Annotated in this window: 15 protein-coding genes, 1 tRNA gene and 3 pseudogenes; 11 read left to right on the forward strand and 8 right to left on the reverse strand. The window is 60.8% G+C overall.

Annotation, left to right across the window (positions count from 1 at the left end; genetic code table 11):
- Position 1 precedes the first annotated feature (1 nt).
- Together aroB and ACVWWD_RS04565 are read right to left on the reverse strand one after the other, a co-directional pair.
- A complete protein-coding gene (gene aroB, locus ACVWWD_RS04560) occupies positions 2-1,138 on the reverse strand; it encodes a 3-dehydroquinate synthase (protein ID WP_352550742.1) in 1,137 nt (378 codons plus the stop codon).
- Entirely contained in the window at positions 1,135-1,746 is a 612-nt protein-coding gene (locus ACVWWD_RS04565) for a shikimate kinase (protein WP_352550740.1), read from the reverse strand. Before ACVWWD_RS04565 ends, aroB begins: the two co-directional genes overlap by 4 nt.
- Positions 1,747-1,956: 210 nt before the next feature.
- Between ACVWWD_RS04565 and ACVWWD_RS04570 the strand changes: the two genes are divergently transcribed.
- From ACVWWD_RS04570 to ACVWWD_RS04590, 5 genes are all read left to right on the forward strand, one after another.
- The gene (locus ACVWWD_RS04570) at positions 1,957-2,109 is read left to right on the forward strand and encodes a hypothetical protein (RefSeq protein ID WP_015315495.1); all 153 of its coding nucleotides are present in this window, start codon (positions 1,957-1,959) and stop codon (positions 2,107-2,109) included.
- Between the two features lie 36 nt (positions 2,110-2,145).
- On the forward strand, positions 2,146-3,063 hold the full coding sequence (locus tag ACVWWD_RS04575) for a site-specific tyrosine recombinase XerD (protein ID WP_352550738.1): 918 nt from the start codon (positions 2,146-2,148) through the stop codon (positions 3,061-3,063).
- Positions 3,064-3,161: 98 nt separating this feature from the next.
- Complete coding sequence (locus ACVWWD_RS04580; protein WP_023770831.1) at positions 3,162-4,112, forward strand: acetyl-CoA carboxylase carboxyltransferase subunit alpha; 951 nt, start codon at positions 3,162-3,164, stop codon at positions 4,110-4,112.
- A gap of 242 nt (positions 4,113-4,354) precedes the next feature.
- Complete coding sequence (locus tag ACVWWD_RS04585; protein WP_023783602.1) at positions 4,355-5,686, forward strand: L,D-transpeptidase family protein; 1,332 nt, start codon at positions 4,355-4,357, stop codon at positions 5,684-5,686.
- A 10-nt stretch (positions 5,687-5,696) separates the two neighbouring features.
- Positions 5,697-5,939, forward strand: coding sequence for a sulfurtransferase TusA family protein (locus tag ACVWWD_RS04590; protein WP_023770832.1), 243 nt, complete (start codon positions 5,697-5,699; stop codon positions 5,937-5,939).
- A 4-nt stretch (positions 5,940-5,943) separates the two neighbouring features.
- Here ACVWWD_RS04590 and ACVWWD_RS04595 read toward each other — a convergent pair whose 3' ends face one another.
- On the reverse strand, positions 5,944-7,044 hold the full coding sequence (locus ACVWWD_RS04595) for a CobW family GTP-binding protein (RefSeq protein WP_352550733.1): 1,101 nt from the start codon (positions 7,042-7,044) through the stop codon (positions 5,944-5,946).
- 53 nt (positions 7,045-7,097) lie between these two features.
- Positions 7,098-8,264, reverse strand: coding sequence for a D-alanyl-D-alanine carboxypeptidase family protein (locus ACVWWD_RS04600; protein ID WP_352550731.1), 1,167 nt, complete (start codon positions 8,262-8,264; stop codon positions 7,098-7,100).
- 237 nt (positions 8,265-8,501) lie between these two features.
- Here ACVWWD_RS04600 and ACVWWD_RS04605 point away from each other — a divergent pair, with 237 nt between their 5' ends.
- The 3 genes and pseudogenes from ACVWWD_RS04605 to ACVWWD_RS04615 all read left to right on the forward strand — a co-directional run.
- Entirely contained in the window at positions 8,502-9,665 is a 1,164-nt protein-coding gene (locus ACVWWD_RS04605; protein ID WP_015315488.1) for a M20 aminoacylase family protein, read from the forward strand.
- A gap of 86 nt (positions 9,666-9,751) precedes the next feature.
- Positions 9,752-9,828: transfer RNA gene (locus ACVWWD_RS04610), tRNA-Arg, on the forward strand.
- A gap of 137 nt (positions 9,829-9,965) precedes the next feature.
- Positions 9,966-10,237, forward strand: a pseudogene (locus ACVWWD_RS04615) (Mu transposase domain-containing protein); the annotation flags it as partial.
- Positions 10,238-10,416: 179 nt separating this feature from the next.
- Here ACVWWD_RS04615 and ACVWWD_RS04620 read toward each other — a convergent pair.
- Positions 10,417-11,675, reverse strand: a pseudogene (locus tag ACVWWD_RS04620) (dicarboxylate/amino acid:cation symporter).
- Between the two features lie 939 nt (positions 11,676-12,614).
- On the opposite strand from ACVWWD_RS04620, the gene ACVWWD_RS04625 reads away from it, so the two are divergent.
- Together ACVWWD_RS04625 and gspM are read left to right on the forward strand one after the other, a co-directional pair.
- The gene (locus ACVWWD_RS04625) at positions 12,615-13,667 is read left to right on the forward strand and encodes a PilN domain-containing protein (RefSeq protein WP_457102926.1); all 1,053 of its coding nucleotides are present in this window, start codon (positions 12,615-12,617) and stop codon (positions 13,665-13,667) included.
- Positions 13,668-13,670: 3 nt separating this feature from the next.
- Complete coding sequence (gene gspM / locus ACVWWD_RS04630) at positions 13,671-14,276, forward strand: type II secretion system protein GspM (RefSeq protein WP_352551898.1); 606 nt, start codon at positions 13,671-13,673, stop codon at positions 14,274-14,276.
- A gap of 956 nt (positions 14,277-15,232) precedes the next feature.
- Here the strand turns inward: gspM and ACVWWD_RS04635 are convergent.
- Both ACVWWD_RS04635 and ACVWWD_RS04640 read right to left on the reverse strand, forming a co-directional pair.
- Positions 15,233-15,448 carry a hypothetical protein gene (locus ACVWWD_RS04635; RefSeq protein WP_352551896.1) on the reverse strand — a complete coding sequence of 72 codons (216 nt, stop codon included), beginning with the start codon at positions 15,446-15,448 and terminating at the stop codon, positions 15,233-15,235.
- A 196-nt stretch (positions 15,449-15,644) separates the two neighbouring features.
- The gene (locus ACVWWD_RS04640) at positions 15,645-16,037 is read right to left on the reverse strand and encodes a helix-turn-helix domain-containing protein (RefSeq protein WP_352551894.1); all 393 of its coding nucleotides are present in this window, start codon (positions 16,035-16,037) and stop codon (positions 15,645-15,647) included.
- A 1,784-nt stretch (positions 16,038-17,821) separates the two neighbouring features.
- Between ACVWWD_RS04640 and ACVWWD_RS04645 the strand changes: the two genes are divergently transcribed.
- On the forward strand, positions 17,822-18,655 hold the full coding sequence (locus ACVWWD_RS04645) for a GNAT family N-acetyltransferase (RefSeq protein WP_352551892.1): 834 nt from the start codon (positions 17,822-17,824) through the stop codon (positions 18,653-18,655).
- Positions 18,656-18,777: 122 nt separating this feature from the next.
- Here the strand turns inward: ACVWWD_RS04645 and ACVWWD_RS04650 are convergent.
- Positions 18,778-19,417: pseudogene (locus ACVWWD_RS04650) on the reverse strand (LysR family transcriptional regulator); the annotation flags it as partial.
- Positions 19,418-19,511 lie beyond the last annotated feature (94 nt).

The following is a 19,511-nucleotide window of genomic DNA, read 5'->3' on the forward strand; positions in this document are numbered from 1 at the left end:
CTCAGCCGGCTTTCCCGTTGCCTGGATGGTTTTCCCTGAGGAACGCCAGCACTTCCGAGGCCGGCACATCCTTGGCGATGAAAGCCTCGCCGATCCCGCGCGTCAGAATAAAGGTCAGCGCACCGCGCGACACTTTCTTGTCCTGCGTGATGAATGAAAGCAGCGCATCGGCATCGGGCAAGTCGCCCGGAATGTCGGCCATCCGCCACGGCAGCCCGACGGCACGCAGATGCGCCTCGACGCGGGCCGCGTCGTCGGGGCTGGCGAGATTGAGCCGAGAGGAGAACCGGTACGCCAGCGCCATGCCGATGGCGACCCCCTCGCCGTGGACGAGGCGCGTCCCGTCATACTGCGTGGCGGCTTCGAGCGCGTGCCCGAACGTATGGCCGAGGTTGAGCAGAGCGCGGTCGCCGGTCTCGAACTCGTCGCGGGCAACGACATCAGCCTTGGCGCGGCAGGCTTCGGCAATGGCCTGGACCCGCTCCGGTCCGCCGGCGAACACCTTTTCCCAATTCGCTTCCAGCCAGGCGAAGAAATCCGGCCGGTCGATCAGCCCGTATTTGGCAAGCTCGGCATAGCCGGCGCGAAATTCGCGGATCGGCAGCGTATCGAGCACTTCGGTATCGGCCAGCACCAGCCTGGGCTGGAGGAAGACGCCGACGAGGTTCTTGCCGCGCGGGCTGTTGATGCCGGTCTTGCCGCCGACCGAAGAATCGACCTGCGCCAGAAGCGAGGTCGGAACCTGCACGAAATTCATGCCACGCCGCACGATCCCGGAGGCAAAACCGGTGAGATCGCCGATGACGCCGCCGCCAAGCGCGATGACGACGTCGCCGCGCTCCAGCCTGGCGGCCAGGACGCCGTCGACCACCGCCTCGAGATGGGCAAAGCTCTTGGTCTTCTCGCCGGGCGGCATCGTGATGATCGCGGGCTGGATGCCACTCTTCTCGAGCCCGGCCCTCAGCGTATCGAGATGCGCGGCGGCGACGTTCTCGTCGGTCACCACAGCGGCGCGCGTGCCCGGCAGCCGGCGCGAAATCTCAACGCCGGCGCGCGACAGCAGGCCGGAGCCGATCAATATGTCGTAGGCACGGTCGCCCAGACCGACTTCGACTGTGACAGGCTGATCCGCGCTCATGATTCGACCTCGCCCGTCGCGGCTATCGCATCGATGCCTAAATGCCGGCACAGCGCCTCGATCACCTCGGCCGCGATGACCTCCTTGCGATCGTCGCGGGTCGGCACGGTGACGTCTGAGGTCGCATAGACCGGATAGCGTTCCGCCATCAGCCGCTCCAGCACGGCACGGGGATCGGCGCTTTTCAAGAGCGGCCGGTTCTGCTTCTTGGAAACGCGGTCCATCAGAAGGTCGAGTTCGGCCTTCAGCCACACCGAGACGCCATGGGCGGCGATGGCTTCGCGCGTCTGCGCGTTCATGAAGGCACCGCCGCCGGTCGATAGAACCTGCGGACCGTTTTCCAGCACGCGCAGGATGACACGCTGTTCCAAGGCCCTGAACTCGGTTTCGCCATAGCGCTCGAACAGCTCCGGCACGCTCATCCGCGACACGCTTTCGATCTCCTGGTCGCTGTCGATGAAGGGCAGCGAAAGCATGGTCGCCACCTTGCGGCCGATCGCCGTCTTGCCGGCGCCCATCAGCCCGACAAAGACGATGGACCGGCTGCCCAGCCGGCCAAGCAGCGTGCCATGGGTCTCGCCTGGGGGATTTGCCTGTAGCGCGTTCATCGGCTGTTTCTTCGGCCCTCTTTGCCGGCGTATCGACATGAAAAGCCGGTTTGCGTCAAGCGTACCGAGTGCCTTGGGCCGATATGGACAGAGCGACGCTTGCGTCAGGAGTTGCTAACAGGGTCCGCTTCTTCCTTGAATTGGCCGGATTGGCGTCCCATAAGGGCACAGGGTTTGGAAACGCAGAACAAGAAGACGGGCGAGGACTGAATGCCGACACTGTTTCGCTTTGTCGTGACCCTCGCGATTCTGGCCGGCATTGCCTATGGTACGATGTTCGCGCTGGTGATGTTCGTCGAGCCGAAAAAAGCCGAGATGAGCGTGCGTATTCCGCCGGAAAAGCTCAATCCGAAGAAAAACTGAACCCCAAGAAGACTGACTCGGAACCGCCTCAAGGACATGAACAGCGCCGCTCGCATCGAGGCCTTCCTGGAAATGATGAGCGCCGAGCGCGGAGCGGCGGAGAACACGCTTTCCTCCTATCGCCGCGATCTCGAGGATGCTTCCGAGGGGATCGATGGCGGACTTGCCCGCGCCGGCGCCGCCGACATCAGGGCCTATCTCGACGATATCGCCGCGCGTGGCTTCGCGCCGACCTCGCAGGCGCGCAAACTGTCGGCGATCCGCCAGTTCTTCAAGTTCCTCTACGCCGAGGGCCTGCGCGCGGATGACCCCACCGGCACGCTGGACAGCCCGAAAAAAGGCCGCCCGCTGCCTAAGACGATGAGCGAGGCCGAAACCGGCCGGCTGATCGACCGCGCCGCGCAGGAAGCCGGCGATGATGGGCTCGGCCACGCCGACAGGCTGGCGGCCTTGCGCCTGCATGCGCTGGTCGAAGTGCTCTACGCCACCGGACTGCGCGTTTCCGAGCTGGTTGGCCTGCCGGTGACGGTGGCGCAGCGCGACGACCGTTTCTTCATGGTACGCGGCAAGGGCGACAAGGAACGCATGGTGCCGCTGTCGGCCAAGGCGCGCACGGCGATGCGGAACTGGCTTGAAACCCGGGCCAAGCTGCCCGCCTTCGCCAACAGCCCGTTCCTGTTTCCGGCGGCATCCGACAGCGGCTATCTCTCGCGCCAGGTCTTTGCCCGTGACCTGAAAGGATTGGCGGCGCGCGCCGGCATCGCCTCGGCCAAAATCTCGCCGCACGTGCTGCGCCATGCTTTCGCCAGCCATCTCCTCCAGAACGGCGCCGACCTGAGAGCCGTTCAGCAACTGCTTGGCCATGCCGACATATCGACGACACAGATTTACACCCATGTGCTGGAAGAGCGGCTGGTGCGGCTGGTCAACGATCATCATCCGCTTGCCGACTAGGCCTCATATCGCTATGTGAGGACGACATTTCACCGCCCGGAGCCTTGGTTTCAACGGTTCCGCTGTCATTGCCTTCCGACGTATCGGTCCGCCCAAGCATGTACAATTACCTCGATTTCGAAAAGCCGGTCCAGGATCTTGAGCTCAAGATCCTCGAGCTCAAGAAGCTTGCCGAGAACGGCGAGGCGGTCGATGTCGCCGATGAGATCACCAGGCTCGAGAAGCGCTCGCGCGACGCGCTGCGCGAACTCTACAAGGCGCTGACGCCGTGGCAGAAAGTGCAGGTAGCGCGCCACTCCGACCGGCCGCACTGCATCGACTACATCAAGGGCCTGTTCAGCGACTTCACGCCACTCGCCGGCGACCGCAATTTCGGCGAGGACCAGGCGATCGTCGGCGGCTTTGCCCGTTTCCGCGGCGAGCCCATCGCGATTCTCGGCCAGGAAAAGGGTTCGGACACGGCGAGCCGCCTGAAGCACAATTTCGGTTCGGTACGCCCCGAAGGCTATCGCAAGGCGGTGCGGCTGATGGAACTGGCCGACCGTTTCAAGATCCCGCTTTTGACGCTGGTCGACACGGCCGGCGCCTATCCCGGCGTTGGCGCCGAGGAGCGCGGCCAGGCCGAAGCCATTGCCCGATCGACCTCGGCCTGCCTTGGCCTGAAAGTACCGTCGATCTCGGTGGTTATCGGCGAAGGCGGTTCGGGCGGCGCTATCGCGATCGCCACCGCCAACCGCGTCTACATGCTCGAACACGCCATCTATTCGGTGATTTCGCCGGAAGGTGCCGCCTCCATCCTGTGGCGTGACACGACGCGCTCCAAGGACGCGGCAACCAACATGAAGATCACCGCGCAGGATCTCCTGGAACTGAAGGTCATCGACGCCATCATCCCCGAGCCGATGGGTGGCGCCCAGCGCGCCCCCGAAACGGTGATTGCCGCGACCGGCGATCTCATAGCCAAGACAATGAACGAATTCGCCGGCGCCAACACCGATTTCCGCGAACAGCGCCGCGAGAAGTATCTGGCGATGGGCCGCAGCCTCTGACGCCTTTTGGGCGGCGGAACAAGGCAGACGGAAGCTGCCTGTCCACGCCAATGTGGCGGCGATGAGCAATTTCGCCACAAAAATGCCGCCCCATTCGGTTCAATGAAACCACCGCGGGAGAACGGCCGAGCCTTGCGGTAAGGAATTTTCAAGGTTAACGGGCTTACGGTCCGTCAGTGTTCAGCATGCGGGTGTGGCCGTTTCGAAGCCATTGGCCCGAAAGAAAAGACATAGCCTTATCCATGTTTGCCAAGCTTGCCCGTACTGGAGTTCTTGCCGCCTCGATTGCCGTCGCGGGCTGTAATGATTCGTCGATGAAGGACTTTGCCCCGGAAGCCAACAAGCCGCTGCCCGACAAGGTCCTTGCCGATATGAGAGCCAAGGGCATGGTCCGCACCTCTTCGGTGATGGCGCGCATCTTCAAGGAAGAAGGCAAGCTTGAGATCTGGAAGGCCAAGACCAATGGCCGCTACGACATGGTGGCGAGCTACGACATCTGCAAATGGTCGGGCAAGCTCGGCCCGAAATACACCGAAGGCGACCGCCAGGCGCCGGAAGGTTTTTACACGGTTCGCCCGTCGCAGATGAATCCGCGCTCGAATTACCATCTGTCGTTCAACATCGGCTTTCCCAACGCCTATGATCGTGCCAATGGCCGCACCGGCCAGAACCTGATGGTGCATGGCGCCTGCTCGTCATCGGGCTGCTATTCGATGACCGACGCCCAGATCGAGCAGATCTACGCCTTCGGCCGCGACGCCTTCCAGGGTGGCCAGACCGAGTTCCAGATCCAGGCTTTTCCGTTCCGCATGACGGCCGCCAACATGGCGCGCTACCGCAACGACCCGAATTACGAATTCTGGAAGATGCTGAAAGTCGGCTACGACAATTTCGAGGTCACCAAGGTGCCACCGAAAGTCGACGTCTGCGAGAAGCGCTACGTCTTCAACCAGGTCGCCCCCGATGGGCAGACCTTCAATCCGACCGGCCCCTGCCCGGCGACCACGCAGCCGGATTCGCTTAGGAGCGCCTATAACGCCTATCAAAGCACCTATGACTCGGCCTTCAACAGCGCGCTCAAGGCCAGTGTGCCGCCACCCAAGCCGACGATTGCCGGCATCAAGGAAGCGAGCATCGTCTCCGACTGGTCCAAGCGCCGGGCGCGTGGCGAGCGCGTGCCGATCGATCCGCCGTCGCTCAACACCGACGGTTCGGTGACCGAGACGTCGCGCATGGGCCGCATCGATTCGCCCGCCGGCCGCAAGATGGCCGCGCTCGAAGCCGAAAAGGCCGCCAAGGAGAAGGCCGAGCGAGAGCGGGTGGCGGCGATAGAAGCGGCAAAAGCGGCGAAGGAAGCCGCCAAGGCGCAAGCGTTGGCCGAAAAGGAAGCTGCCAAGGCGCAAGCCGTGGCTGCGAAGGAAGCGGCTAAGGCCGCCAAGGAAGCTCCGGTTGCCCCCGCGACCATCGCGGCCCCGGCGGAGGCCGCGCCGGCAGCCGAGACGCAGGCGGCGAGCGCCGATGAAAGCCGGGTTACGAAGCTGAAGAACAAGTTGCTCGGCATGTTCGGCGGCTGAGGTTTTCACCTTGGCCGAACTGATAGCTATCTACGACCTCAAGGGGCTGAACTGCCCTTTGCCGGTCCTCAAGGCGAAAAAGCGCCTGGCCGGGATGCAGCCCGGCAGCAGGCTCTGGCTCGAAACCACCGACCCTCTGGCTGTCATCGATATTCCTGCCTTCTGCGCCGACAGCGGACATCAGTTGATCGAGACGGCGGCGATGTCCGGTGGCCATCGCTTTCTGGTCGAACGCGGCGAATGGCAATCGTAGGAAGCTAACGCCCGGCGATCGCCAGGGGATTGTTTTCCAGCGCCGCGCGGTCGGGCGTGTCGACCGAAGGCCGGTTGGTGAAGGCGGCGAACAGCCGGCGCACATAGTCTTCCGGCATGTCGAGCGTAATCAGCACCAGCCGCGTGCCGCGCTGGCTGTCCGGCCAGGACGGCAACCGCACCGGCGGATGCAGGATCTTCTGGACGCCATGCACGACCAAGGGCCGCGACGGATCCTCCTGCAATTCGATGACGCCCTTCATCCGCAGCAGGTGCTCGCCATGTGTGGAACGCAGGAGATCGAGGAACATCTCGATGGCTGAAAACGGCACCGGCCCGTCATGCACCAGCGAGTGGGTTTTTACGCGCTGATCGTGGCGATGGGCATGGTTATGCCCTTCATGGTCATGGTCACGGTGGTCGTGATCATGCGCGGCTTCTTCGCCGAGCCAGCGCCGCACGTCGGCGGATTTGGCCGCAGGATTGTAGAGACCGCAGTCGAACAATGCCGCCACCCCGGTTTTCGTCTCCCCGGCATCGAGCACTCGAGCCCCGGGATTGATCTGCCGCAAGCGCGCCCGCAGCGTGGCGAGGTCGCCGTGACCGGTGGCCAGATCGGCCTTGGAGAGCACGATGCGGTCGGCCACGGCGACCTGCTTGACCGCCTCGACATGCGCATCGAGCGTGGCATTGCCGTTGACCGCATCCACCAGGGTGATGACGCCGTCGAGCCGAAAGGCCTGGACCAGCGCCGGATGGGCCATGATCGACTGCAGCACCGGCGCCGGGTCGGCCAATCCCGTGGTTTCGACGATGACGCGGCCAAGCCGGACGATGCGGCCGGTCTGCAGCCGGTCGACCAGGTCGGCCAGCGTGTCGACAAGTTCGCCGCGCACCGTGCAGCACAGGCAGCCGTCGGAAAGCTGGATGATGCCGTCGGAGGCCTGCTCGACCAGCAGATGGTCGATCGCCACCTCACCAAACTCGTTGATGATGACCGCGGTGTCGACGAGCGCCGGATCCTTCAGGAGCCGATTGAGCAATGTCGTCTTGCCGGCGCCGAGAAAGCCGGTCAGCACCGAGACTGGGATCGGGAAACCGCTCATCTGGTTCTGTCTTCTAGTTTGACCATGATCTCTCGCGAAAGCCGGATCATGCTCTAATTCGCGACCTTGGCCGGCTGGTCGCCTTGCGCGGCGGCACCCACGACTTTCGGGCCGGTGCCGGCGGGCACCGGCTTGTCGGGCCGCCAGGTCGGGATTGGTACGTCGGCATATTCCTGCGCGCCCTCGTCGAGGATCGCCTTAGGCGCCGGCCCCGTCGCGCCGCCAAGGCCGACGGCAACCAGTGTCGGTACATGATCGAGCTTCTCCCGATAGGGCGATTTAGGCTGGTCCTTGGCGGCGGCCGGCGGCGGCGCCTCGGACTGCTCCGCCTTCGTCTTCTTCTTGCAGACTTCGTCATGCATGTCGTTGGGCGAGACCAGATCACCGTAGGGCGCGAGTGTGGTGACGGTGGTGGACCCCGCGGCAGGCGCGTCAAAGCCCTGATCGAGCAATTTGGCCGCGGTTTCGGCACGGCTGACCGCCGACTTCTCGCCAAGCACGACCGCCACCAGCGTACGTCCGTTGCGGGTCGCCGACCCGATCATGTTGAAGCCCGACGGGCAGACAAAGCCGGTCTTCATGCCGTCGGCGCCGGGATACCGGCCGATCAGGAGATTGTAGTTCGGAATGGCCTTCTTGCCGACCGCGAGCCCCTCGATCGAGAACCACGGCGCATATTGCGGGAACTCGCGGCGGATCGCCATCACCAGGATCGAAAGATCGCGCGCCGTCGTGTACTGGTCGGGCGAGTAAAGGCCGTTCGGGTTGACGAAATGGGTGCCGTTCATGCCGAGCCTGGCCGCCTCGGCATTCATCCTTTCAGCGAAGGCTGCCTGCGAGCCGCCGACATTCTCGCCGACCGCCATGGCGATGTCATTGGCCGACTTGACCAGCATCATCTTCAGCGCATTGTCGAGCCGCATCACCGAGCCGGGCTTGAAACCCATCTTGCTTGGCGGTTCGCCAGCGGAATGTTTGGTCACCTTGACCGGCGAATCGAGCTGGACTTCTCCGGCCGCGATCGCCCGGAAGGTCACATAGGCGGTCATCAGCTTGCTGAGCGAGGCCGGATACCAGCGCTTGAACGCATCCTGGTGCTGCAGGATCTGGCCGCTCTTCAGGTCGAAGACCACCACCGGATTGGCCAGCGCTGGCCCAGCCAGGACGGACAGCATGATTGCGCCAGCCGGGAATAGTTTGAGGAAATGCCTGTACCGCATGATCGAATCCGAAATCGCCTCTTGCCCTGATTGCCCCTGGCTCCGTAAGATTTCATTACGTGACCGCCAGCATAAGGATCCGACCCTCAAAAACCGGACCGCATTATTGCGGTGCTATTTACCCTATGTGACGCCAACATGGCAAAGCGCCTGACAATCATAATTGCAAGGCACCCCGGGCCCAATTGCAAACCATCAGGCTGAAGCCGGCTGCACCAACAACGAAATGGAACCATCATGCCAATCCTCAACCGCGCCGCCGAAATGCAGGACGAAGTCGCCGGCTGGCGACGACATTTGCACCAGACGCCAGAACTGAACTTCGATGTCTTCAAGACGGCGGCTTTCGTCACGGAAAAGCTGAAAGAGTTCGGCTGCGACGATGTGGTGACCGGCCTCGGCAAGACGGGCGTCGTCGGCATCATTCGCGGCCGTCAGGGGGAAGGCCCCACAATCGGATTGCGCGCCGACATGGATGCACTGCCGCTCAAGGAGATCACCGGCAAGCCCTACGCGTCGACCGTTCCGGGCAAGATGCATGCCTGCGGCCATGACGGCCACACCGCGATGCTGCTCGGTGCGGCGAAATATCTCGCCGAGACGCGCAACTTCACGGGCTCCGTGGCGGTGATTTTCCAACCGGCGGAAGAAGGCGGCGGCGGCGGAAACGAGATGGTCAAGGACGGCATGATGGAGCGTTTCGACATCGCTAAAGTGTTCGGCATGCACAACATGCCCGGCCTGCCGGTCGGCCAGTTCGCCATTCGTCCGGGCCCGATCATGGCGGCGACGGCCGAATTCACCATCACCGTGAAAGGCCGCGGCGGCCATGCGGCGATGCCGCACGGCACGATCGATCCGATCGTCATCACCAGCCAGTTGGTCGGCGCCTTGCAGACGATCGCCTCGCGCAGCACCGATCCGGTCGAAGCCGTGGTGGTCTCGGTGACCAAGTTCCACGCCGGCGACGCATACAACATCATCCCGGAATCGGCTGAGATCGCCGGCACCGTGCGCACGCTGAAGAAGGAGGTGGCCAGGAAATCGGAAGAGCGGATCCGCGCCATCTGCGCGGGACTTGCCACTGCCTATGGCGCGACGATCGAAGTCGACTACGACGCGAACTACCCGGTGACGTTCAATCATGCCGATGAGACCGTCTTCGCCAGCGATGTGGCCGCCGACGTGGCGGGCGATGCCCAGGTGCACCGCGAGATCCAGCCGGTGATGGGCGGCGAGGATTTCTCCTACATGCTGGAAGCCCGGCCTGGTGCCTTCATCTTCATCGGCAATGGCGAGACCGCCGGTCTCCACAACCCGGCCTACGACTTCAACGACGAAGCCATCCCGCACGGCATGAGCTATTGGGTGAAACTGGCGGAGACGGCGCTAGCCGCCTGAGGCCGGTCATATAAAGCGCCGGCCAAATTGCGTTCGGCCGGCCCTCTTGGCGAAACGATCCGAAGCGGCTATGTGTCGGGCCGCGTGGTCCCGTAGCTCAGTAGGATAGAGCGGCAGATTCCTAATCTGTAGGTCACAGGTTCGATTCCTGTCGGGATCACCAATATTTTTAATTACTTGGGCGACGACTACCGTACCTTTCGCAAATTAGTACGGCAATTGGTACGGCAAAGTTGCGCCTGTTAACGTTCTGATCCGCCTGTCAGGCGAATCACCGAACCTCACGATATCTGGGCTGAGGAAGCCGAGGCTCTCATGCCAGCGTCCCGTTTCTTCGACGGGTTTGTCGAATACACCAAACGGGTCTCCCCAACCTGCCTCGTGCATCTGGAGCGCAACCGCTACAGCGTTCCGGCGTCCTTTGCCAATCGGCCTGTGAGCCTTCGGGTCTATCCGGATCGTGTCGTTGTCGCTGCGGAGGGTCTGATTGTCTGTGAGCATCGGCGCGTCATCGATCGCTCCCATGATCGACCAGGGCAGCGATCTATGACTGGCGGCATTATTTGGCTGTCGATAGCTTCCGATTCAAAAACAGCTCCGCGATCATCAGCGCTTCGCCGGTCATTTGAACAAAACGGTCTTGCGTTGCGCGGTCATCACCATCCGTGCCGAACGCGTCAGGCCTGCAAGACCGATGAAGCCTATCTGGGCATCAACGCTTGCCCCTGTCCTGGCAACAACCGAGGTGGCTTCAAACGTGAATTCCAGGACCGGGTATTGCCGCGGGCTTGATCGCATTGACCCCTGGCTCATCCAGACTGTTCTCGAATTTGGCTACGGCCGCCGCGGCAAGCGAATTCCCTATGACGTTGGTGGCACTTCTCCCCATGTCCAGAAACTGGTCAATGCCAATTATGAGGAACAGGCCTGGCTCCGGCAGGCCGAACTGATGAAGAGTAGCCAAGATCACCACCAAGGACGCGCGGGGCACTCCTGCCACGCCCTTGGAAGTGAGCATAGTGTACCAGCAATCGCGAGTTGTGTGCCCATCGACAGATCAATGCCATAGGCTTGTGCGATGAAAAGGGTTGCGAAGGTCGTATAGGCCATCGTGCCATCGAGGTTGAAGGAGTAGCCGAGCGGCAATACGAAACTTGCGATGCGCTTGGGCACACCGAAACGCACAAGCTGATCGAGGATTTTGGGATAAGAGGCTTCCGAACTCGCTGTGGAAAAAGCCAGCAGAAACGGCTCTCGCATGCGCTTAACCAGATCGAACATGCGCCGGCCAAGCAAGAGGTAGCCAACAACGATCAGCAACATCCACAGTATGAACAAGGTGAGATAGAAGCTGCCCAGGAATTTGGCGAAGTTCAGCAGAATTCCAGGACCGGACTTGGTGATGACGGAAGCAAGCGATGCACACACCGCGATGGGTGCCATCAGCATCACATAGCTTGTGATCTTCAGCATCATGTGTGAGACGCGATCAGCAAGATCGATCAGCGGCCTGCCGACGTCGCCAAGGGCCATGAGGGCGATGCCGGCGAACACCGCGAAGACGACGATCTGGAGGATTTCGCCCTCCGCCAATGACTTGAACACCGAAGTGGGTACCAGGTGGTCGACGAAACTGGACAGACTGAAACTCTGGGTCGACAGGTTTGCGGTGTTGGCTCCTTGATCGGCGATCACGATGCCAACGCCTGGATGCAGCAGGTTGGCCATCAACAAACCGAGCGCCAGAGAGACGACTGACGCGGAAACAAACCAGGCCATGGTCTTACTACCGACACGCCCGACAGTGGCGGCATCGCCCATGTGGCCGATACCGACGATGAGCGTGGAGAGCACAAGAGGCCCGATTATCATCTTGATAAGGTGCAGGAAGACGGCGCTGATGAGCGACATATAGCCGGCCAATGCCGCGGCGGTGTCCTTGTTGGGAAAAGAATAATAACGGGCGGTGCCGATCGCGATACCCAGCACCAACCCACCCATTACGTGCATAAAGCTCTTGTTCAAGTTGGCCCCTCAATTTGCTGTTAAAATTCCATTCCGGTTGACGGCGCGGTGCTTCGTTCGCCCTCGATGGCGAAAGGGTTTCCCAGGTGGTGCGGCATCGCTCGCCGGCCCCCGCGCAAAAGAATGTGTAACGACGACCCTGTCAGGGACCTTTGCCGAGAGGGCGAAGTGGTGAGCGAGGGCGGCCGGTGACCATCAGAATCCGCACCAGCTTCCTTGCGCCCGCGCTGCCGATGCTGGCAACCGAAGGGGAAGGGCATCCTTGGGGGGTGGGTTATTCATCGTTCAAATCACCTTGAGGTCGGCCTGCTCAGGCCGCCGCGTGAATCGTAAGGTGGGTTTCCGTGTCGCAAACAGGTGATCGATTCAATCCGCTGACATTCCAAAGTTCGGCAATGGCAATGTCTGGCCAATGGAGACATGGATACAAGCCAAGAGATCACAAAAAGCGCAAAATGGACAAAAGATACGCATAACATGCCAGAAAGATCGCTGCAGGAATGCAGTTCCCCATCAGGTTGTAGAAGTAAAAGGTTGAAATCGACAGGTTAGACGGAGTGATGGCCGTTCGATCGGTTTGGATTGTGCTGAAGTGGCGTGGGGCGCAGCCCTGCTGACGTCGCGCACCCCAATGTGTGACACCCAACGTGTTTGCCGAGGCGCAACGATGTTGCATCACGGACGTGACAAAGCATCGAGCAGCTGGCGACGGCATGGTTGACGCGATTTGTGGTCGTTCGCCTGGTCTGCCCATCGAAACATCAGCGTTTTCCGACGCAGTGGTATGCAATCAGGGCTTCCCACCAGATGGGTCTAACAAAGCTGTGACTAACTGCACTTTCATGTCGTGTTTCTCAGGCGTCTGCCTCCCCCGCTGTAAACTCCTGCTCCATGCCCGGCTGAGGAGTGGCTGTCGCATGCGGAGTGGTTGTTGTGGCGAGGTATAAAGGACAGTTCCTGGATGTATTCGACTGGTGGTGCGATGAACTGCGCGCCGTCCGGGGGAGCCTTGTTCCCCAAACAGACCGGCTCAAGACTTCCGACTGGACCATCGGCATTGCCGATGACGGTATCCGCCTGCAGGCGGCTGAAGGACCGAAATTCCAGTCGCGGCCCCTGGAACTCGATGCAATCGCCGACGACATCGCGGCACAGCTGCGAACCGGGCGAAGACATCCCACCGTTGCAATCCGGATCGACAGCACGCTTGTTCTCACGCGGCAGCTCTCGACACAACGGCTGCCGGTGCGCCAGGCCCGCGACATGGCCGAGCTCGACCTGATGGCCTCAACGCCGATCGATCTGTCGCAGGTTCACATCGCTTTCACCGAGAGTGCCGATAGCGGGCATTCCTACCGGGTGATCAGAAAGAAGACGCTGGCGCCGGCGCTTGACGCCATCCGGGCAGTTGGGGGCAGTCTTTCCTCGCTGGCCATTGCCAGCGCGGAGCGGACATCGCGAGCGGACCTGCTCAGCCTAGCGGCGATCTGGCCTTCTCGAGCAGGTGACCGCTTTGCCCGGCGCACCTGGATCACTACGTCTGCTGCCTTGCTCGTCGGCGTTGCCGCTACATACGCGCACGCACATTGGCGGTACTGGCAGGCGGCAGACACGCTGGACGAGCAAATCGCCGTTGCCCAGGTTCAGGCCAAGAAAGCGCGAACTTCGCTGCAGAAGCGCCAGACCGAACTCGAACAGACTGAAAGGCTGCGCGCGGATAAGAAGAGCGCAGTCTCGGTGGTTCGGATTCTGGCGGAACTCACGCATCTGTTGCCGGACAGCGCCTGGGTGACGGATCTGTCATCCAGGGGGACCCAGGTGACGATTACCGGCTTTGCAGCTTCGGCTGCTGACCTGATCCAGCCAATCGACGCCTCGCCCCTGTTTTCCGCCCCTGAATTCTCGGCGCCTGTTGTCAAAATTCCGGGACAGACCGGGGAGCAATTCACGATCACGGCAAAAGTCGGGGATGGATGAACGATGCTGACGCAAATCCTCAACAGCCGTGTGCTGATCCGCCGCTCGGTGGCGCTGGGGATTGCCGCCGTGTGCGCACTGCTGGTCGGCTGGCTTTTGTTCGCGGCGCTCGGCAGCATCGCTTTGGCCAGCGCCGACATCGATCAGAAGCGCGCGACGCTGGGGCAGATCGATGCCGTGGTCGCACTGGCCAGGACCGTCGAAGCCTCGTCATCGCCGGTTGCCGACACCAGCAATGGCGAATTCTTGTCTGGCGAAAGCGAGGCGGTCATTCGTGGCTCTCTCCAGACCAGGCTGAACACCATCGCCGCCTCAAACAAGGTGACCGTGCTGTCGGCCGGCAACGCGCCCGTGCTCAACGAAGATGGGGTCGCCTATCTCGGTCTGCGCGCCAATCTTTCGGGCACGCTGGAAGGCGTCCATGGCTTCATGCTCAGTCTAGAAACAACACTGCCGATCCTGTTCATCCGTGAAACCATGCTGCGGGCAACAAACATCGCCCCTTCCGAGACGGCCAATGTCGAGCCGGAGATTTTTGCCGAAGTGCTATTTTACGGCGCGCTGCAATCGGCCCCGTCCGTGGCCGCCACAGCGGAGGCAAAGCCATGATCCGTATCGTGGCGGCACTGGGCCTTGGCGCACAGGAGATAAGCTTTAGAAGGTCCAAGAGTCATGAAATTACATGATGTTATCTTACCGCAAAAGATATTTTACTAAATATTTAAGAACTGCACTGCGACAACCGGCTTCTCCTCCAGGCGGCTTCTCCTCCTCCAGGCGGCTCGAGGCAGAGCCGGGCAATGACAAGCGCCTGCGCGATCTTGTCGTGGCGGGCGCCGACCGGAGTTTTGCCGCGTGGCACTTCGGCGGCAGGCCGAAGCCAGCCGAGAGACATGGTTGAATTGCGATGCGCTCCTGAGAGACCACCGGAGGCATTCATCCCAACGGGTACGGTGCGGAGGGTCCTTTGAATTTACGGTCATCTACACAATGGGATTGATGCCGCCGGGCCCAGCGAATGGTCCTGTAGGTGTCGGGTGAGGCGCGGTTGGTGTTGAGATAGACGCAGGTGCCCAGGATCTGGCCGCTGAGTTTGATCTTGCTGGTTGTCGAGGCTAACCCCGACGACAAGACCCTGCGGATTGATGGCGCTCGGACTGCTCTTGACGCCGGGATTAGGCCCCAGCAGGCCGGCGACGGGTTGCAGCAGTATCGGCGTGGCGCCCGGGCCGCTGCTGAACCAGACCGCATGACGCTTATGGCATCCTCGCGGGCGTCAATGGCACTCTGTCGCCGAAACACCAACGCAAAGCTTTCCGGCGTACTGAATGCACGCCTCGTCGCGCGGTAAACGAGTTGTCATGAGGGCCTGCCGTCACTTAGCCGTAACAACTCGCGCGAGATGGCGTTGAGCCCCATGCGCAGGCACGAGAGGTGGCCGCTTGAGCGCCACCGGCATGAGAAACACCAGCGGACCCCCGGAGCGGTCGCCGCGGCTCGCTTTGAGCCCGGCGTGCAGGTCGATTAACATTGCGCCGACCGGACGTATTACATTGATATCCTTATTAGTCTTGGGAGATGCGACAAGCCGAAGCCAAGATCTTGTTATGGTTGCCAATGTTAAGGTAGAGGTCACCACCGCCCGCGCCCGAGGCTTCAACGCACTCTTGCTGACTTTCGGTCAGATCGCTCCAATTGATCCAAGTAGGATGTGCGTTCGCTTCCATGGATATGCACGGCGACATGAACAGCGCTACCGCGACTACGAACAATTTTTTCATGACAACACCTCATAGGGTTCAAATCATTGACAACAGTCTGTCTTGTCAGACCACCGGCAATAATCATGCATCAGAAAAAAGCTGCTCGGATAGAAAAATAAGTTATTCACAGAAATGTCGCCATGCGCGGGTTTTTACCGTCTTTTTGTCTAACATTTACGCTAATTATTACCGACATGGCTGAACGACTCCCGATTTATTCCTGTTTTTCCCTGCGCTCCTTGAGCTCGCGGGCGGCGCTATCAAGGGCGCGTCGCAATGTGTATCGCATGACGAATTCGGCATTGCGCTGCCGAACGCGGTCGAGATCGTAGCCGACCAGTCTGGGCAGAGCCGCCAGATCCTGGTGGCTGGCGATGCCGTAAAGCACCGCCGTATGGTCGCGGTTGAACCATCGTCCCATCATCGGCATCGAGACGTCAGGCTTTCGAGCCTTGATCAGGTACATGGCCTCGTTGCGGGCCAGAACGACCTTGCGGTGCTTCGTGCGGCTGGCCACGTCACTGACACGGACGCCGACCCGGCCGCACACCTCCCTGACGATCGTCAGGGCCCAATCGGGCATTCCATGACGGCGCAAAATCGCCATTCCCTCCCGTGCCAATGCCTCCTCCATAAGCTTGACGCGCGCCTGTTTTAAAAAGGCGGCCGAATAACCATGATTTCTCGATATCGCTATCCAGGGGTCTCGTGCTGCTACGTTCATTGTTCCACACTTTCGTTCTGGTTTTGCGGACAAGCCGGTGCCTCTCACGGACCCGTGCCCTTCGATTTTCGTCAAGCCGCCATCAGCCAGCCACAGGGCATGCGGACGCCGTCGAACGCCGCATGCGGTCGATCATATGGAGGCCAGGCTCCCTTTGCGCCGTCGCCGCGTTGTGAATGCGTTTGCGGCTCATGCCATGGTATTTTTTGCGCAAAGCGGTGCGGACGCCAGCCAGCGTCGTCTCGACACGAGACCACTCAGTGAAGCTCGCAGACTGAGCGCAATGATGTTTTGCAAAAAGTTCCCGGGACGCCCTTGGCCGTCAGGGTCGCCGGCTTGAACCATTCGATAGCCTTGAGGCGGCTACTCGCGAATATGGCGATTACAACAATCGGGACCGAGCACCCCGGCCGGATGCAGACTTCCCGCTAACGCCAAACTCTTTGGTTCGTTCTATTCAGCCTGCAATAATATGCACACAAAAACACAATTGTCAAAAACGTACAATTACATGGCTTGGAGCGAAAAACGGCAGTAAATACAACACAATATTCCATATTTTATGTTATCATTTTAGGCAATTACCTTTCAATTTGCCTAAGGGCATCTGGCTCTCTCACTCGGTTCATCCTGTTGCCTGCCGCCCGTGGCGGCGCAATCTGGCGCCCGGCAAAGCATCCGGAATGGCGCCGTTCACCGCCAGGTTTATCCGCAGTGCACCACTGCATGCGCATGCTGGCTATATCTGGTCGCTGGACGAAGCACTGGTCAGCAGGCCTTCCCGGCCAGTTTGTTCAAAAGCTCCTGAACACAGGATCCGAACCCTGGGAGCGAGCAGCATGGGCACAAGAAATGCGCGATACGCCGGTTACCATGGAATCACTCGCGGCCACGGAGCACGATCATCAATAATGGTTCCTGAGGCGACCGCTGCGGGGCACTGGATCAACATTCCGGCCGACGAGATCATCGGGGCTAACACACGCCTCGCTTTGGTCTCGCAAGACAATTGAGGTTCTGATCGTTCCACATCGCCAGGAGGTGGCCCGCGCTATCGGCTTGGGGGAATAGCGCGGGCCATTGACGGCCTCGCGAGGGGGTAGCAGGCCGTCAATATGGCTGAAACCGATACTGGCTCCGACCGTGCGATGGCTCTGGACCTTACGCCATTACACTGAAACCCAGCGCCAGCTCGCATCTGCTTATGCTAGATTGTTGCCATCTTTTCTTGCACATATTTTGATGTTTTTGCCCGTAATGCGCTTTTTGTGATTGCTCGGCTTGTCTGCGATATCCGATCGACTAGGACGGACCCGTTATCTAGTTGGACCCGTTATCTCGTTGGACCCGTTATCTCGTTGGACACTTTATCTCGTTGGACACTTTATCTCGTTGGACCCTGGCCGTTGTCGAGCCGGGTGCTGTTCGGTGCCATTTTGTAGTGCAGTGCGGCGATGCACCTTCAGACCAGACCGATCGTCGTGACGAGCTAAAATCCAGACCATGTTCGCGATCGCCGCGCGTGCCAGCTCGTTGCCACCGCCAAGGCGAACTTGACCTTCGGTGTTCTGCCCGGGAGGTTGGCACCAACCCAGAGCGATCGTCATCGGGAGGATAGCACGCTGTACCTCGACAGATCGCTCCAACCCACGACCAGGGCACTCAATATGACAATCCGACCGATCAATCCGCGTGATCACGCCGCCGTCCTGGAACTCATCAACGCTGACCGCCTGGAGGGCCAGCCGGAATGCTCGCTTGAGATGCTGCGATCCGCCCTCCGCGGCCAGTCCAGCGTCGATGACGCCTGTTGGTGCGAATTGAGCGATCTGCGCACGATTGTCGTCGAGGCCCATGGGCGGGTGGCGGGCGCAATGTCGTTCGCCAGGCATAAGAAGACCGGGGACTATGCCATAGCGTGGCTGCATGCGTGTGAGAATGGCGTCGTTATTTCGGATTTGATTGACCATATCGACGTCCGCGCGCGCGAGAAGGGACATGGAATTCAGGCCTTCCATCTCGCCACAAACTTGACCGCCGGGCTCGAAGCTCTTCCCGCGCGCCATCGCGAAACGACCTTGAGGTCTTTTCATGGGTATGGGTTTGGCCATGAAGACATTTCATCTTACATGGTTCTCGCGAGTAAAGCTGGGCGGACACCGGACCCCGCAATCGCGGTTACAAAGCAAGAGCCATCACGTTGGACCCTTGAACTGTGGGCAGGATCCCAGCTCGCCGGCAGCGCCGAGATAGGCTGGCTTTATGGAACGGGCGTAATCTGGCATCTGGAAGTTGGCCATGAGCATCGTGGGCAAGGGCATGGCAGACGGCTCGCCACATGTGCCAGCTCCCTGCTTCTTGAGTATGCTTCATCGGTGATTCTCTGTGTCGGCCACGACTGTGGCGGCGCGCGCGACTGCTCCCGCGCCAAACATCTATATGCATCCTTGGGATTCGTCCAAGTCGACACGCTGGTGTCGCTGACGAAATGCCAAGTCTGATACAGTTTAATGCCTAGGCTAGAACCTGATCCCCACCTGTTGATCTCCACTGGGAATTGACCCGGCATTTCCACAGAGAAGTGACCCGCTTGTCATATATGTTTCGGTTCGGGGTTTACGGTCAAGGTTAACAGGGTCAGAACTGGCTGGATCGCGATAGTTGCCCGGCCAGTGGCGTCTTCACGGCCCAGGTCGGTCGATCGCCGGCCGTGCGCACGACCGCGGGAGCGGGGTGGTGTCCGGGCGGCCACGCGAGGTCGGGGCTTGCCACGACCACCAGCCGATCGCGCAGGAAGACTCGTCCGACGAGGCTGTTATCCGGATCGGGATTGACCCTGATCACCAGATCAAATCCCTCCTCGAACATGTCGACGGAACGGTCTTCCGTCGACACATCGAGCCTCACTTCCGGATATTTCAGGGCAAACACGGCGGCGATCTTTCCCATCGCGGTCTGCCAAAAACCAGTGGCGCGCTGATCCGCAACCTGCCTCGCGGTCTTTCACCTCCCGAGGCGATCGCTGCGGCTGTCTCGTCGAGTTCGGTAAGCAGCCGGCCCGCACGTTCGTACAGCGCTCGGCCTTCCTCGGTCAGCTTGAGCATGCGTGCGCCGCGTTCGAACAGGCGCAGACCAAGGCTGGCCTCAAGCTCCGGTACCCGACGTGACAGCGTCGCCTTGGGGCGAGCGGCAGCGCGGGCGGCACGCCCGAAGCCGCCATGGCGCGCCACGATGACGAAATCAGCGAGAGCAAGCAGATCCATGTGTTCCACCAGTGATACGCTGCGTTCAAATATCACAGCTATCGGCCCATGTGCGAACCACTCATATTCGGGTTGTCAAAGCAACCCAACTCGG

This window comes from Mesorhizobium sp. URHB0026, from assembly GCF_054059755.1.